This window comes from Micrococcales bacterium (assembly GCA_016703125.1).
Taxonomy (GTDB): Bacteria; Actinomycetota; Actinomycetes; order S36-B12; family UBA10799; genus JADKAV01.
On the sequence record JADJCR010000006.1, the window covers coordinates 174492 to 189755 of the forward strand.

The following is a 15264-nucleotide window of genomic DNA, read 5'->3' on the forward strand; positions in this document are numbered from 1 at the left end:
CGATTTGGGAGGTCCTCCATGGCCGCATTCCTCGCCCGTCGGCGCACCGCCGTCATCGCGTTCATCATCGGCCTGCTCCTTGCCAGTGCTGGCACGGCGACCGCTGCCCGCCTCATCACGAGCAAGGACATCAAGAACGGCACCATCAAGGCGAAGGACCTGTCCAAGCCCCTGCGGAGCAAGCTGAACGCACCGGGTCCGCAGGGCCCCAAGGGCGACACGGGCGAGCGGGGCGCAGCTGGCCCGAGTTGGGCCGCTGCCGGCACGGCCGGTCCGACGAGCACGCAGAACACCCCCGACCTCACTGGCTACACGGTCGCCGGCTACCCCCAGACGTTCACGGTGCCGGAGTCCGGGCCGGTCCTCGCCTCCACCTCCGTGAGCATCACGATCACCTGCGACGGCCCGGACAGCCCCACGTACAACTGCGGCACGAACTGGGCGCTGGCGATCGACGGCCAACCCCTCAGGGGCAGCGGGTTCGGCAGCAGCGTCTCCAGCCCGGGGGGGCCGACAACGCGTGAGTTGACACTCTTCGGGACTCTGGCGGATCTGCCCGCCGGCGAACACACGCTGCGCGTGTACACCAAGCAGTTCCTGGATGGTGGCGCATCCGGCAGCGTGTCGGTGGCCTCCTGGGCGTTCAGCGTGCAGCGCGTGGGCTCGGTGCAGTGACACTCTGAGAACCCATTCCGGCTCGGGTTCCAGCGGGGATTCGTTCGGCACCCAGCACCGGCATGGAACCATTGCGCCATGAAGCCACTGCTGTCCCTCGCGTTCACCGCCACCCTTGTCGTCGCCGCCACTGCACTGCCCGCGCCGGCGTCGGCCGCTCCCAAAGCCTGCGATGGGGTTCCCAAGCAGAAGATCACCAAACTGAAGGCCGACAACACGAGTTGCGCGACAGCGCGCAAAGTCGCCAAGGGCTGGAAGCGCACAGGGCCGTCGAAGGGTTTCAGTTGCGGCTACTACCCCATCACGAACAACAAACAGATCGAGACGGTTCGCTGCGCGAAGGACGAGGCGATCGTGACGTTCAAGAAGCGATGGATCGGGCAAATGCCGTTCCCGACGCTCCCCCCGATCCAGTTGCCCTCTGTGAGCGCAAACTGACGGCGTCTACATCAGTCCGGCGGACTCGAGGGCCTGCCTTGCTGCGGCTTTGGAGCCGCCCAGCGTGATCTTGTAGGTCTTGCCGGTCGTCTTGAGGATCAACATGTCCGATCCGACACCACCCTCGGGCCCGGCGGTTGTCTTCACTCTCACCTTGGACACGGTGGCCCGGTCGACTGCGAAGTTCGCGGCGTTGTCCGCGAGCACCCCGTCCGGTCCCGTCTGAAGGTAGCGCTGGACGAGTCTGTCGTAGACGTGCGGGTTGGCCATCAACTGCCCCATTCGCCCTTTGCCCTCATCCTTGGCCTCGCCGCGCGCCTGGTCGGACAGTTCCTTCATCCGATCGACTGTGATGCGCGCGAACAGGATGCGGTTGTTGGTGATCACCAGGGAGTGCTGGCGGCTCTTCACCCCCAGGAAACCGGCCCTCAGAGTCACGTTCGGGATGACCGACAGGATTCGCTCCGTCGTCCCATAGGGGTATTCGATCGTCATCGACGACTCCTTCCGACCACGCGGGTGTCCCCTCCGAACCCTTCTTCAAGGCTACCCCGTCGGGCCGGTGCCATACGGCAAGGCCGTCGCGGATCGCCTACCATCGCTGTGTGTCTGACGACCGCTCCGAGGACTGCGCGGCACCGATCCGGCGGTCCGAACAGTGGTACATGCAGGGACCTCTTGGCGGAGTGCGCTCATGCCGTGCGAACCTCACCGCGTCGACAACAGTGCCACGCGGAAGCAGACTGCGGTGAGAACTCGACTGCTCATCAGCGACGTGCTCCTGGGCGGCCGCAGGACCGACGTGGTCATCGCGGGCAACCGCTTCGAGTCCATCGGCCGGCAGCAGACCGGCGACTTCGACCACGTGATCCGGTGTCACGGCCGGAAGGCTATCGTTGCGCCGTTCTACAACTCCCACACGCACGCGGCCATGACCCTGCTGCGCGGCTACGCCGACGACGTGGAACTAGCCGAGTGGTTGACCGAGCACATCTGGCCGGCGGAGGCGCGACTGACGGCAGACGACATCTACGCGGGCAGCCGGGTCGCGATCCTCGAGATGATCAAGTCGGGGACCGTCTTCTTCAATGACATGTACTGGGATCAACCCGCTACTGCCCGGGCTGCCGACGAGATGGGTGTGCGGGCAGCGATCGGCATGCTCTACCTGTCCGGCCCTGAAGGGACGCGCAACCCGCGTAGCGAGCGCAGCAACGCCGAACTCCTGGAGCTCGCACCTGATCTGCCGGACCGGATCCAGCTCTGCGAGGCACCCCACTCGGTGTACGCGGTGCCGGAGGCGATGCTGCGCGCAGCGGCCGAGGCTGCGGCGGAGTCGGGCCGGTTGCTGCACATCCATGTGAGCGAGACCCGCAAGGAGAACGCGGACTGCCTCGCGCAGACCGGCCGGTCCCCGGTCGCATATCTGGACGACCTCGGGGTCACCGGCGCGCACAGCATCCTGGCGCACTGCGTGCACCTGGCGGATGCGGATCGGGGCATCCTGGCTGAACGCGACGCGGTCATCGCGCACCTGCCGACGTCGAACATGAAGCTGTGCAGCGGCCAGTTCGACCACGCCGCCGCGCGTGCTGCGGGCATCCGTCTGACACTGGGCACCGACGGCGCTTCCAGCAACAACTCCCTGTCGATGCTCACCGAGATGAAACTGGCATCGCTGTCGGCCAAGATCCGTTCCGGGTCGCCGACCGAGGCCCCCGATCACGAGATGTTCGCGATGGCCACCGTCGCCGGCGCGCGCGCCTTCGGGATCGACGGCGGCGAGATCGCTGAGGGACGGCTGGCCGATGCGCTCCTTATCGACCTGGACCAACCGAGCCTGGTCGCGGATCACAACCTGGAGTCCAACTTGGTGTATGCGGCCGACTCGAGCGTCATCGACACCGTCATCTGCGACGGCCGGGTGCTGATGGCCGGCCGCCGTGTTCCTGGCGAGGAGGAGATCCTTGCGCAGGGCCGCGCCGCCGCGGCACGGGTCCGCGGGCGGCGTGACTAGCCAACAACCTCCGCGATCCGGGTGCCGTCTCCGTGGCCGATTCCACGGAGGTCCCAGGTTCGAACGGCGGCACAGACCGTCACCGTGATGTCGTGGCGGCCACGCCGTACGAACCCATGCTTGGGCAACGCGTTGTTGGTGCCCTCGATCGCGATCGGGACGATCGGCACCTGCGCTGCCACGGCAAGCTCGAAGGCTCGGGTCTTGCGCGCCTTCAACTCGCCGGTGGCGGAGCGAGTTCCTTCGGGGAACATCATGAGCGAACTCCCCTGTGCGAGCGCCTGCTCAATCTGCTCCATCATCTGGACGACACTGTCCCGGTTGCCCCGCTGCAACGGGATGTAGTCGTTCAGCAGCATGTTCAGCCGACACCCGGGACCTTGAAGATCTCGGCCTTGGACACCCATTTGAAGTCGGTGAACAGCCTGAACAGAACCAGGATGTCCAGCAACGACAGGTGATTGGCCACGTGCACGTGCGTTGGCGTCGCGCTCGATGAGGTCGCGGCCGTGGATCGTCACCCGCCAGGCGGGATTCAGCCACGCGTACAGCGACGCCCAGAAGCAGGTGAACAGGTGCAGCGCGCGCCGGCGCCGGTCGAACGGCGCGGTGACCGCCCAGATGACCACGGCTACGGGGAACAGCAGAGCCGAACTGATCACGACGAAGCCCCAGGGACTGGTTGATCTCCTGGGTCGCTGAGCGCATTACCGCACTCGAAGCGGAAGCCGACCGGCTCGTCGCTCTCGGCGCCGCTCGCCTCCAGCGCCTCGAGCCTGCCCCTCCGCTGCAGGCGGGGCACATCGTCATGGCCGACCCGGAGGGAAACGAGTTCTGTCGGGACTAGGTGTGACCAACGGACGCCGGTCACGCGAAGGAGCACGGAAGGGCGGGAAGCTCGAACTCATGCCCATGCACCCCAGCCCGATCGCCGACACCTCCAGGTCGGCTCCGAGCATGCGCCTGTTCATACGCGCTCTCCTGTCTTGTGTTGGATTCTTCCGGTCGGGCGGCGTGGGTCGATCTCCACGACTCGCTCCTCAGGCCTCGGGGATGTCGCGGCCGAACGCCGCCCGGGTGATCTGCTCCGGCTCGGGCCCGCCGCGGACGCCTGTGTCCAGGGCGTCGATCGCAGCGAGCTGATCGGCGGTGAGCTCGAAGCCGAAGACGTCGAAGTTCTCCGCGATCCGCGAGGGCGTGACCGATTTCGGGATGGCCTGCCGGCCCTGCTGCAGGTGCCAGCGCAACATCACCTGGGCCGGCGTCTTGTCGTGAGCGGCCGCGATCTCACCGATCACCGGGTTCTCCAGGGTGCTTGCGTGGGAGCCGTCGCGGTAGAAGGTGATTCCGCCGATGGGCGACCATGCCTGGGACAGGATCCCAAGCTCGGTGTTGACCGCGAGAAGCTCGGACTGCCGGAAGTAGGGGTGCACCTCGATCTGGTTGACCGCCGGCACGATCGACGTCACGTCCATCAGCTGGGACAGATGGTCGGGCATGAAGTTGCTGACGCCGATCGCGCGCACCTTGCCGTCGGTCAGCAACTGCTCCAGCGCCCGGTAGGCGCCGATGGTGAGTTCGAACTCGTCTGGCAGGGCCTGGTGCAGGATCAGCAGGTCGATCTGGTCGATGCCCAATTTGCCCGCGCTCTTGTCGAATGCGTGCAGCGTCCGGTCGTAGCCGTAGTCGGTGATCCAAACCTTGGTCTCGACGAACACCTCCGAGCGGTCGAGACCCGAGCGACGGATCGCCCCGCCCACCTCCCGCTCGTTGCCATACGCGGCTGCGGTGTCGATGTGCCGGTAGCCGGTGGCGAGGGCCGCCTCCACGGCTTCGATGGTCTGCTCCGCGGGGGTCTGGAACACGCCGAACCCGAGCGCCGGGATCTGCACGCCGTTGTTCAGCGTCAGCAGGGGAACGTTCGCGCTCATGGCTGCACCAGAACCTTCAGGGCGGTGCGGTCATCCATTGCCGCATAGCCCTTCGGGGTGTCATCCAGGCCGACAGTGCGGTCGAAGACCTTGCCGGGATCGACGGTGCCATCGAGAACGGCGGGCAGCAGTTGTTCGATGTAGGCACGGACCGGGGCGGGCCCTCCGGTCAGGGTGATGTTGTGGCCGAAGAGGCTGCCGAACCCGACCGGTGCCTCGTCGTACTGCGGGACGCCAACGCGGCTGATGACACCGCCGGGCCGGACGATCCCGACGGCTTGGGTGTACGCAGGCATGTGCCCGACCGCCTCGAGCACGATCTGGCTGCCGCCCCCAGTCAGCTCCCGTACGGCTGCGATGCCTTCCTCACCGCGCTCGGCGACCACGTCGGTGGCTCCGTACTCGCGGCCGAGGTCAGTGCGCACCTGGTGGCGGCCCATGAGCACGATCCGCTGCGCGCCGCGTTGCTTCGCCGACAGCACAGCGAGCAGGCCGACGGCGCCGTCTCCGATGACGGTGACGGTGCTGCCCTCGGTCACTCCGCCGCGCACGGCGGCGTGCCACCCGGTGCCGTAGACGTCGGAGAGGGTGAGCAGGCTCGCCAGCCGCGCCTCGTCGGTTTCGGCGTCCACGCCAGGGACCTTGACCAGCGTGCCGTCGGCCAGCGGGACGCGGACCGCCTCGGCCTGGCCGCCAGCGCTACCGACGCGGGGGTCGTTCCAGAAGCCGCCGTTGGCACAAGAGGTTTGCAGGCCGGCACGGCAGAACTCGCAACTGCCGCAGGAGACCGCGAACGGGGCGATCACGAAGTCGCCTGCCCTCAGCGTTGTGACTTCGGCGCCTGCCTCCTCGACAACGCCGATGAACTCGTGGCCGATGGGGGAGCCGTCGGTCGAGCTCGGCATGGAGTGGTAGGGGTGCAGGTCGCTGCCGCAGACACACGCCCGCACCACGCGCACCAGCGCGTCGGTGGGCTGCTGGATGGTCGGATCGGGGGCTTCTATCACGCGGACGTCGCCCGCGCCGTAGATGTAGGTGGCTCGCATGCCTTCATCAAACGCCCCCGGCCGCATCGGCGGGAGTGCCTGTCGTGACCGGTACTGCGAGTGCCTCCCTCCCTTTGGCTCCGACGCCTACGGTGGAGTCATGGCCGGCATCGACCTTCGCAGCGAGATTCGCGAGTTCCTCAGCACGCGGCGCGCACGGATCACCCCTGAGCAGGCGGGCCTCCCGGCGTACGGCGGGAACCGCCGCGTGAAGGGGCTGCGCCGCGAGGAGGTCGCGATGCTCGCCGGCGTCTCGGTCGACTACTACGTGCGCATGGAGCGTGGCAGCCTCGCCGGCGCCTCCGAGAGCGTCCTCGACGCGCTCGCGAACGCGCTCAAGCTCGACGAGGCCGAGCGGACCCACCTCTTCGCGCTGGCCCGGGAGAGCGGTCCCAGTTCCAGCCGCCGGAAGCGCACCCCGCCGCACCGTGTCCGTCCGGCGATCCAGCAGGTGCTGGATGCGATGACCGACGCCCCCGCCTGGGTGCGCAACGGCAGGCACGACATTCTGGCGATGAACCAGTTGGCCAGGGCGCTGTACTCCCCCGTCCTGGCCGACCCCCGCCGCCCGGCGAATACCACCAGGTTTGTGTACCTGCAGCCCGACGAAGCCCGGGAGTTCTTCGTCGACTACGACCGCATCGCCAACGACGCTGCGGCGATGCTGCGGCTGGAGGCAGGCCGCAACCCGCACGACCAAGACCTCATTCTGCTCGTCGGCGAGCTCTCCACCGGTTCCGAGTTGTTCCGGCAGCGGTGGGCCTCACACGACGTCCAGTTCCACCGCAGCGGCCGCAAGCGCCTGCGCCACCCCGTCGTCGGTCAGCTCGACCTCGATTTCGAATCGATGGAGTTGCCCTCCGAGCCCGGGCTGCATTTGAACGTCTACACCGCCGCCACCGGTACGCCGACGGCGGACGGCCTCAGACTGCTCGGCTCATGGGCGGCGTCGCAGGAGAACCTCCCCACCGAAGCAGCGGAGACCAGGTAGCCCAGGCCGCCGGAGATGATCGAGGTAGCCGTTCAGATGCTTCTGACCCGCGGCGGGCCCGGGACACCGAGCCGCGCCGTACGTTGAAACGAAGCGTCCACTCGGTCAAATGATTCAGTTCAAACTTGACCCACGCCGGGGTGGCTAGTCCCGCTCGCTGACTCATCGACCACGGTGGCGGCGTGCTTGTCTTCGGCGGGATCCTGCAGTACTGGCGGGAGGATCCACCCTGTGGCGGTTGTCCCCAGGCCTGCTTTCGGGCCTCCGACCTTGTTGCACCCTGCTCGTAGCGTGGGGTCAGGTGAGGGGAGGTGGGATGGGGTTCTTCGAGGTGTCGCGGGGGGCGTCGCGGCGGGCGCGGATCCGGTCGAAGTTGCCGACCGTGCATCCTGCGGCCCTCGATGGCATCGCCGCGCTGATCGATGACCTGCCGGATCCGGAGGTGTTGTGCGCGGAGGAGCGGGCGGGGGGCGATGGCGACGCTGGCGGTGTTGACCAACCGGTTGCAGTCCTACCTGAGTTCGGTGGCCAGGTGGCTGATGTGCAGAAGGATTCCCGGGTGCTGGGCGCGGGCACCACGGGCACGTTGGTGGCCGCGGCGACCGGCGCCACGGTGCAGGCGGGGTCGGCGCTCGTGCAGACCGCCGTGGAGTTGCGGTCGTTCCCGGAGTTGGCGCAGGCGTTCGAGCAGGGCCGGGTGTCCGGCCAGCACGTGTCGGTGGTCTTGGCGACCACGCAGGGCCTCAAACAGCGCGCGGAGACTGTGGCGGCGGCGGTCGGGCTGGCCGCGGCCACCGACCCGCGGGAGACCCGACACGTGCTGCAGGTCATCGCTGATGCCGAGGACGGCACCCACGGGCAGTTGTCGCACGCCGAGCAGCGCTCCCGCCGGTGTGTGCGCCTGTCTGCCCGGCCGTCGGGGATGTGGCGGCTGTCCGGGCTACTCGACGATGTGGAAGGGGCCCGGCTGGCCGAGCTGCTGGCTCAGTTCAGCGCTGCCCGGGATGCCGGTGTCGACGCCACCGAGACGCTGCCGCAGCGCCGCGCGGACGCCCTGGCGGCCATGGCCGCGGCGGCCGGGGCCAACCGCAGCCCGCTGGGCACCTCTGGGTTGTCGGTGCTGATCGACGCCGACGACCTGCCCGATGCCCAGCGGGCGGTGCTCACCGACGGCAGCCCGATCACCGCCGACTCCTTCGACCTGCTCACCTGCACCATGGTGTGCACCATCATCTTCGGGACGAAGACCACGGGCGGGTTCGTGCCGCTGGCGATGGGCCGCACCAAACGCCGCGCCACAGTGTCGCAGTGGGCGGCGCTGATCGCCCGCGACCGCGGCTGCGTACGCTGCGGGCGCACACCCCGGTTCTGCGAAGCCCACCACATCCTGCACTGGCGTCACGGTGGTTTGACGGACCTGTCAAATCTTGTGCTCCTGTGCTCCAGATGCCACCACGACCTGCACCACGGCCGGTTCACAATCACCATGACCCCGGCCGGGATCCCCCAACTCCACGTCAACCGCGGACCCCCAGCAGGAGTCCGGGCCTGACAGCCCGGCCAAATGTGCACTGTGCCCGCAACCCGCTGCGAGACCAGTGCGACGGACCATCGTCGTACGACCGAGGTTCGGGTGGGCGCGCGTGAAGCCTGAGCCAGCCTCGATGACTGTGGGACGCGTGGGCAGGCAGTCGGGATCCTCGGTGACGGCCAGGCAGTTGTCGATGTGGCGCGCCCACAGCCGACCGTTCTCCCCGTCGCCGCCCGTGGCGATGGGTGCGCTCCCGATGCACGTCCACGGTCCCGTTCCGGCCGTCTGCGCCTCGACCGTGACTTGCTGGCCGTTAGGAACCCCTGGGGAGTACAGCCATAAGGCCACCGGACTCCCCAGAGGAAACCACCGACACGTCGAAGGAGAACATCCCGGCGACCGTGCTGGGGAACACCGACCCGCTCACCACGAAGTCCGTGGGCGCCGAGCCTGGATCGCGTTGCCGTCGGCGTCGTAGCCGCAGGTGACGGAGAGTCCGGCATCCAGAACGGCGTTCGCGGGGATGACGACCGGCACGGGTACCTCGAACACGGCCTTGCCGTCGGCCTGATCAACACCATCAGGGGTTCCGCCCCGCCTGTGGCGGACCGCCCCTGGCGGAGGCGCCCGGCAGCCGTATGTCGACGGCTCGTAGTTGATGGCCCAGATCCCGTCGATCCAGGCGTTCGTCGCGAAGGGGTCGGTCCGGCCCATGTGCAGCAGCGGGTGCCCGTAGGCCGTGGCCGTCGTGCCGTCGACATCCGGGATCGATCGCAGCCTGCACTCGCTGGGTACGCCCGCGAGTGGCTGCAGCGGAACAACACCAGAGTCGCCGCGGTCGTGCTCGGGCTGCTCGGAGTCTTCTTGCTCACGATGACGAACACGGCGATAGTGCCTGCTGCGCCCGCGATGCCCACGTCGCTGGTCCTCCACCGCGAGGCCGGCAGCGAGGGCCATCAGCAGTCCGGGGGGCCTGTGCACGCCAACCACCCGGCCCGTCCGGGTGAACGATCCGGGCGTTCCGTCAGGATGCCTCGCAGGCCCTCCGCATCCCCTCCGGCAGGGCGGGGACGGACTCGGCCGGTGCGCCCTTCGCGAAGGACAGGAGCGCTACCGTTTGAGTGCGGAGTCCGGAAGGAGGATCCCTTGAGGGCGATCGAGCAGCGGGGCTACGAGCACCTGGTCGTCCGCGCACCGCGGGACGTCGCCTCCCGTCATGTGGAGCACTTCACGTGGTTCTCCTATGAACCGACCACCACAGTCGCGGTGCTCCCTGCCGGACCGAAGACCGCAATGTACGCCCCTGCGGGCGCCTGCTTGGTTGCCGTTTCTGCCCCGCCGGAGTCGAGCAGCGACAGCTTGTCGTCGAAGAGCTTCCAGTTGCTCTGGCCCGAGACGGTCACATTCGAGGCGTTGGGGACCTTGTACCACTCGACGTACCCCTGCGAGCCGATGGCGATCGCATTGCTGCCGGCAACGAGGCTGGGGACCGTCGCGGCGGGCCGCAGAACACTACTGCTGAACGTGAGGTACTCCTCGCCGTCACGCTTCGAGAAGTCGAAGTCGTACAGGTCCCTTCCCGACAGCAACGGGATCTCGAGGAACATCGAGCCGAGGCTGTCGCTGGCCGTGGCGGCGAAGGGGACGGACGCGATGAGCGCACCTTCAGCCACGAGGTAGCCCGACAGGCCAGGCACTGCCGTGATCTTCACCCCGGGCTCCGAGAGTGTCCAGTTCACAGAACTCGGATCCTCGTTGGACAGCAACCATCTCTGGCCCACCCGTTGGCTCCAAGCGGCGGGCAGCGACCCCGCCGACCGGGTGCGCTGGCCGAGAGTGTGATCGGTGCGGAAAGTCCCGGTTCCGCCGATGCTACGCATCACCAAGTAGGTGCGATCCCAGGCCCTGACCGATCTGATCGATCGTCCGGGGACCTCGGTGGACCAGAATGCGCCGTCTGCCCGCCGCACGAGACGGCCCGGCTGCCGCACCCACTCGCCGTCGGCAAGCAGTGAGAGCCGCAGCGACCTGTTCTTGCCCTCGGTCACCTTGAGGCTCGCGCCCTGGGCCAGGTAGACCGCCGTCATCCTCTTGACCTGCTTCGGCGTCGGTTTGTCCTTGGCGGGCTCGCCGCCGAGCTGCTTCGGCATCTTCTTGATGGCGCCGGTCTCGACCAGGGCGTTGAGCAGCACGGTCTGCGCGATGGCCTCAGCGCTGGACGAGCTGAACGTGGTGCCGGCCCCCCCGACAATGGCTGCCAGTCCCTGATCGGGGGCGATCACGAAACCGGCGTGGTAATCAACGAGGTCGCCGCCCTTGGTCCAACCACGGACACCGGCCGACTTCAACGCGGGATCCTGGACGGTGTCCCAGCCGAGGCCGTAGCGGAAGGCGCTCGGCGGCGCCGCTTCCAAGGTGGTGGTCGTCTGATCCACCGCCATCTGCTCCACGGCCGCACTGGAGAGGATGCGCTTGCCGCCCACAACCCCTTGGCCGGTGAAGACCATGGCCAGTCGGGCCATGTCGTTGGGTGTCGAAAGGAGGCCTCCGGAGGCGAGGATGTTGGTGACCTGGAACGGCTGCTTCTTCCCCCCTTCGATGACGGGCGCGGCGGTCCCCGACAACGGCAACGAGGTCGGGTAGACCGAGTGCTTCATGCCCAGCGGTTTGAAGATGTTCTTCGCCACGTAGTCCGGCAACGGCATCCCCGAGACCCGCTCGACGACCACGCCGGCCAAGGTGAAGCAGTCGTTGCAGTACACGTTCATCGCGCCCGGCGTGGTCTTCAACCGCGAGGTACGCAAGCCGGACAGGACGCCGTCGACATAACTGGATATCGGCCGGTAACTGATCCCATTGGCGTAGTCGGTGCCGGGCAGCCCGGCGGAATGGTTGAGCAGCATCCGAACAGTGATCTGTCGGTACTGCGGCGACTTCATCGAGAAGTCCGGGATGTAGCGCACCACTGGGGCGTCGAGGGAGACCTTGCCGGCGTCCACCAACTGCATGACCGCCATCGCAGTCACGGTCTTGCTCACCGACCCGACGCCGTACATGGTCGTCGGCGACGGCTTCTTACCCGCAGTGTTGACGCGGCCGAAGGTCTGGCTCCACACCACCTTGCCGTTCGAAACCAGCGCCACGGACGCCGAGGTCGACTTGGTCTGCTTGAGTGCTGCCCGGACCGCCTTGCGACCCTCTTTGATCGTCGTCGTGAATGTGGGTGCAGGTTGCTTCTTCGCGATCTCCGAGGCCTGGGCCGCGGGCACCCCCCCGAGCAGGGTCGCGGTGGCGATCGCTGAAATGAGGATCTTGTGCATCTTCGTCAGCCCCTTCATGTCACGCAGGGCTGCGCGCATGTCCTTGACCCTAGACGAGGCCGTGACGGTGTCGTGGAGTGTGCGGCCGCCGGCAGGGCGGTCCGTCCCAATCCGTCAGCGGCCAAGAAGCGCGTCGACGTTGGGTAGGTGTTCGAACTGCGTGAACGTCCCCTGATCGGCGATCTCCCTCGCCGCCTTCAGGAATCCATCCCATGCGGTTCGCGCGAGCGTGCCCCCCACGCTGATCCGCCGGACGCCCAGTTCCGCCGCCTCCGCGACATCCGTGAACGGAGAATTGATCAATAGATTCACCGGCTTGGGTGCCACCGCGGAGACGATCGCGGCGACGTGCTCGAGTTTGTCGATCCGCGGAGCGTAGAGGCAGTCGGCGCCCGCTTCGGCGTACGCGCGCAGCCTTCTGATCGTCTCGTCAATGTCGGGGCGCCCGCAGACGAACCCCTCGGACCGGCCGGTGAGAACGATCCCGGTGCCGCTCTCGTCGATCGCCCGCCGCGCGGCGGCAACCCTTTCCACAGCCAGCTCGAACTCGAAGAGCGGGTCAGCCTCGTCGCCCGATGAGTCTTCGATGGAGAGCCCGGCGATCCCTGTCTGCGCCGCCAGTTTCACATTCGCCGCGACGTGTGTCGGATCCACCGCGAAACCGCCTTCGAAGTCAGCGTTCACCGGCACCTGCACGGCTCCGGCGACGGCGCGCAGATGCTCGAGTGCCTGATCGAGTGTGACCTGGTGGTTGTCGGTGCGACCCAGCGTCCACGCGAAGCCGGCACTCGTCGTGGCCAACGCCTTGAAGCCCATCTGCTCCAAGGCCCGAGCACTCCCCACGTCCCACGGGTTCGGCATCACGAAGCATCCCGAGAAGTGCAGGCGGTGGAACGCAACCACCGGATCGTCATGGACGTTCATGTCACACCTCGTCGCCGCGCCCCCGGGGCTTGCAGTCTAGTCCGATCCAGCCACCAAGGTGTTGAGCGAGAACCTGGGGCCTGGAGCATCAGCCTTCCCGGAACGCGACTCCGAATCCGCCCCGGGGATAGTGCCAGGTGAGCGATCCGGGAGCCGCCACCGCCAGGCAGGTGCCGCACTCCATGCAGGCCGCGTGGGCCACGGAGAGCGTTCCGTCGGGCTCCTCCGTGTATACATGTGCGGGGCACAGCCGGAAGACGGGCGCTCCGGGGTCGTTGTTGATCGCGACCACGATCCGGGCGTCGCGCACGCCCTCCATGTGCTGTGGGGCCCCCGCGATGCCGATGGCGAGATACAGCGCAGGAGCGATGTGCTGGCCGGAACGGCCGATGTAGCGGGCCTTGTCCATCCAGTGCAGGTCGTCGGCGATGGGCATAGAGCAGGCGACCTCGGCACCGAGCGCAGCGGCCAGTCGCTCGATGAGGGCCATGTCGCCCTTCGCTTGCACTCCCCGCCCGAACGCCACCACGCGCGCCGCGTCGTTCACCCCCGTGGCGACCGTGGTCGGGACACTGCGCACGACCGACATGTCGGTGGGCGGCACATCGAGGGTCGCCACCTCGGCAGCACGGCCTGGCGCGGACTCGACGTCCTCACCGGCGAAGACGGCTGCGATCGGGCCGGCGACGGCGTACGTCTCAGCCACCTCCCCGCCGATGGCCCAGCGCCGCACGATCACCTCGTCCCCCTGCGCCGCCATGTCGATCATCCCCGGTATCAGGGCGGCTCCGAGGCGGCCGCACGCCGACCCGAGCAGCGCGCGGGCGGCCGGGTCGGCCGTGCTGACCAGCACTCGGGGGCGCGCCTGCTCCGCCGCCGCGGCAAGCGCGGGCGCGAACGCCTCAGCGGGAGCATCCGGCGGCGGTTCGACCCATAGCACCGCGTCAGGCCCCGTGGCCGCCACGGCATCGGCCAACTCGCGAGACCCCACCACGGCGGCAGTCACCCGGCCCCCCAGCCCGTCGACTGCGGCGAGCATGCCGGCCCACTGCCTCTCGTCGGTCGCGAAGACCCAGGTGTCCGCCCTCATCGTCCTGATAGCACTCCCTCGGCACGCAGAGCGGAGAGCAGTTGTTCTGCGACCACTGCGGGTTCACCCTCGAAGACCCTGGCCGGCGTGACATCGGGCTTCTGCGTGCCGCGACTCGTCACGGCATGGGCGATGTCGATACCGAGATCGGCCACTGTCAGTTGGGTCAGGGGCCGCTTGCGGGCAGCGAGCAGTTCCTTCATCCCGGGCGTGGTCTCCAGGTCGGACTCGGCGGCCACCCCGAGGACCACCGGCGGGGCAATACTGAACGTCTCCTGCTTGGCACCGACCCGACGGATCGCAGCAACGCGCCCGTCCTCGGCGGTGGCGCTGACGAGTGCCATTACGGCGGGCCAGCCGAGCAGACCGGCCAACGCGGGTCCGACGCCGGGGTCCTGCTTCGAGTCGCCGATCACTACCACGTCGACGCCACCGATCCGGCCCACCGCTGCGGCAAGGATGGCGGCCGTGGCCGCGTTGTCGGGCAGGCTCACAGCGCCGGTGATGGAGAACGCCTGCTGCACTCCCCGGGCCAATGCCCAACTGGCGTCGCCGTCGCCGATAGTCAGCCCGACGACCTCACCGCCGGAAGCCTCGGCGATCGACTTGGCCGCACTCAGAGCCGCGGGATCATCCTCACCGGGCGTCATCTTGGCGTTACGCCACTCCACCGCGCCGTCCGCGCGAACAATTGCCGCGGATGCATCGCGAGCCCACTTGTAGATGACGACTGCCCTGATGGACGGACCTCCTTGTCCTCCACCGTCACTGCCGAGTCTAACGAATCCATGCCCTCGTTGGAGGGTCCGCGAGACCGCGGTGCACGACTATCGGAGAAGCCGACGTCCTGCCGGACCTGGGAGAGACACGTACAACGGTTAGAGATCCAACCGCTCCGTTTCGCTCCCGGGTAACGGGATCTCTCCCAGGTAGCGCGGAACACACCCGCGTTGCGCGAGTCTCATCTGCCCAATCGGGCGGCAGAGCGGGCCTCGGTCGCTCCGTCCCACGCTTACGCAGCGACCAAATGCAGAGTGCGCCCCTCAGCAGTCTGGGCCAGGCGACGCCAGGTGGGCGCGGCTCATTCGTCGTGCAGCGCCTCTGCTAGGTCTTCGGACGTCATGCGACGCCCCAAGGCCAGCGTCGGAGGACCGCTGATCGGGTCGGTCGAGATCGTGCCAGGCTCCCCAATGGATGGCCGGCTCCGAACAATGAGGTCAGCCGACGTGGCCGACAGTGGCTGGTGACGCGGCGGGATGTCCACGCTTGTTCTCACAGTTCGCATCATGGTCGCTTCCCAC

The 15264-nt window shown here is 67.9% G+C and carries 15 protein-coding genes; 6 read left to right on the forward strand and 9 right to left on the reverse strand.

From position 1 onward, the window contains the following. The first annotated feature begins 18 nt into the window (after window positions 1–18). Both IPG68_11565 and IPG68_11570 read left to right on the forward strand, forming a co-directional pair. On the forward strand, window positions 19–675 hold the full coding sequence (locus tag IPG68_11565) for a hypothetical protein (GenBank protein ID MBK6763855.1): 657 nt from the start codon (window positions 19–21) through the stop codon (window positions 673–675). 78 nt (window positions 676–753) lie between these two features. Beyond that, the gene (locus tag IPG68_11570) at window positions 754–1113 is read left to right on the forward strand and encodes a hypothetical protein (protein ID MBK6763856.1); all 360 of its coding nucleotides are present in this window, start codon (window positions 754–756) and stop codon (window positions 1111–1113) included. A gap of 6 nt (window positions 1114–1119) precedes the next feature. Here IPG68_11570 and IPG68_11575 read toward each other — a convergent pair whose 3' ends face one another. Beyond that, window positions 1120–1608, reverse strand: a complete 489-nt coding sequence (locus IPG68_11575; GenBank protein ID MBK6763857.1) for a hypothetical protein — start codon at window positions 1606–1608, stop codon at window positions 1120–1122. Window positions 1609–1807: 199 nt separating this feature from the next. Here IPG68_11575 and IPG68_11580 point away from each other — a divergent pair, with 199 nt between their 5' ends. Then, complete coding sequence (locus IPG68_11580; protein ID MBK6763858.1) at window positions 1808–3130, forward strand: amidohydrolase; 1323 nt, start codon at window positions 1808–1810, stop codon at window positions 3128–3130. On the opposite strand, the gene IPG68_11585 is transcribed toward IPG68_11580, so the two are convergent. Next, window positions 3127–3489: a 1-acyl-sn-glycerol-3-phosphate acyltransferase gene (locus IPG68_11585; GenBank protein ID MBK6763859.1), complete on the reverse strand. Its 363-nt coding sequence runs from the start codon at window positions 3487–3489 to the stop codon at window positions 3127–3129. The two genes, IPG68_11580 and IPG68_11585, sit on opposite strands and share 4 nt — an antisense overlap. Before the next feature lie 347 nt (window positions 3490–3836). On the opposite strand from IPG68_11585, the gene IPG68_11590 reads away from it, so the two are divergent. Next, on the forward strand, window positions 3837–3977 hold the full coding sequence (locus IPG68_11590) for a hypothetical protein (protein MBK6763860.1): 141 nt from the start codon (window positions 3837–3839) through the stop codon (window positions 3975–3977). 193 nt (window positions 3978–4170) lie between these two features. Here IPG68_11590 and IPG68_11595 read toward each other — a convergent pair whose 3' ends face one another. Beyond that, window positions 4171–5061 carry an aldo/keto reductase gene (locus tag IPG68_11595; GenBank protein ID MBK6763861.1) on the reverse strand — a complete coding sequence of 297 codons (891 nt, stop codon included), beginning with the start codon at window positions 5059–5061 and terminating at the stop codon, window positions 4171–4173. Beyond that, entirely contained in the window at window positions 5058–6107 is a 1050-nt protein-coding gene (locus IPG68_11600; protein ID MBK6763862.1) for an alcohol dehydrogenase catalytic domain-containing protein, read from the reverse strand. The genes IPG68_11595 and IPG68_11600 overlap by 4 nt, the downstream gene beginning before the upstream one ends. Window positions 6108–6207: 100 nt before the next feature. Here IPG68_11600 and IPG68_11605 point away from each other — a divergent pair, with 100 nt between their 5' ends. Both IPG68_11605 and IPG68_11610 read left to right on the forward strand, forming a co-directional pair. Continuing rightward, entirely contained in the window at window positions 6208–7098 is an 891-nt protein-coding gene (locus tag IPG68_11605; protein MBK6763863.1) for a helix-turn-helix domain-containing protein, read from the forward strand. A 316-nt stretch (window positions 7099–7414) separates the two neighbouring features. Then, window positions 7415–8650, forward strand: a complete 1236-nt coding sequence (locus IPG68_11610) for a DUF222 domain-containing protein (GenBank protein ID MBK6763864.1) — start codon at window positions 7415–7417, stop codon at window positions 8648–8650. Window positions 8651–9052: 402 nt separating this feature from the next. Here the strand turns inward: IPG68_11610 and IPG68_11615 are convergent, their stop codons facing one another. The 5 genes from IPG68_11615 to IPG68_11635 form a co-directional block, all read right to left on the reverse strand. Beyond that, entirely contained in the window at window positions 9053–9610 is a 558-nt protein-coding gene (locus tag IPG68_11615) for a hypothetical protein (protein ID MBK6763865.1), read from the reverse strand. 260 nt (window positions 9611–9870) lie between these two features. Continuing rightward, a complete protein-coding gene (locus IPG68_11620; GenBank protein ID MBK6763866.1) occupies window positions 9871–11988 on the reverse strand; it encodes a beta-lactamase family protein in 2118 nt (705 codons plus the stop codon). Window positions 11989–12063: 75 nt separating this feature from the next. Further along, window positions 12064–12873 carry an isocitrate lyase/phosphoenolpyruvate mutase family protein gene (locus IPG68_11625; protein ID MBK6763867.1) on the reverse strand — a complete coding sequence of 270 codons (810 nt, stop codon included), beginning with the start codon at window positions 12871–12873 and terminating at the stop codon, window positions 12064–12066. An 88-nt stretch (window positions 12874–12961) separates the two neighbouring features. After that, window positions 12962–13963, reverse strand: coding sequence for a 4Fe-4S dicluster domain-containing protein (locus IPG68_11630; protein ID MBK6763868.1), 1002 nt, complete (start codon window positions 13961–13963; stop codon window positions 12962–12964). Beyond that, window positions 13960–14613 (reverse strand): electron transfer flavoprotein subunit alpha, encoded by a 654-nt coding sequence (locus tag IPG68_11635; GenBank protein MBK6763869.1) that lies wholly within the window; start codon window positions 14611–14613, stop codon window positions 13960–13962. Before IPG68_11635 ends, IPG68_11630 begins: the two co-directional genes overlap by 4 nt. Window positions 14614–15264: the final 651 nt, after the last annotated feature.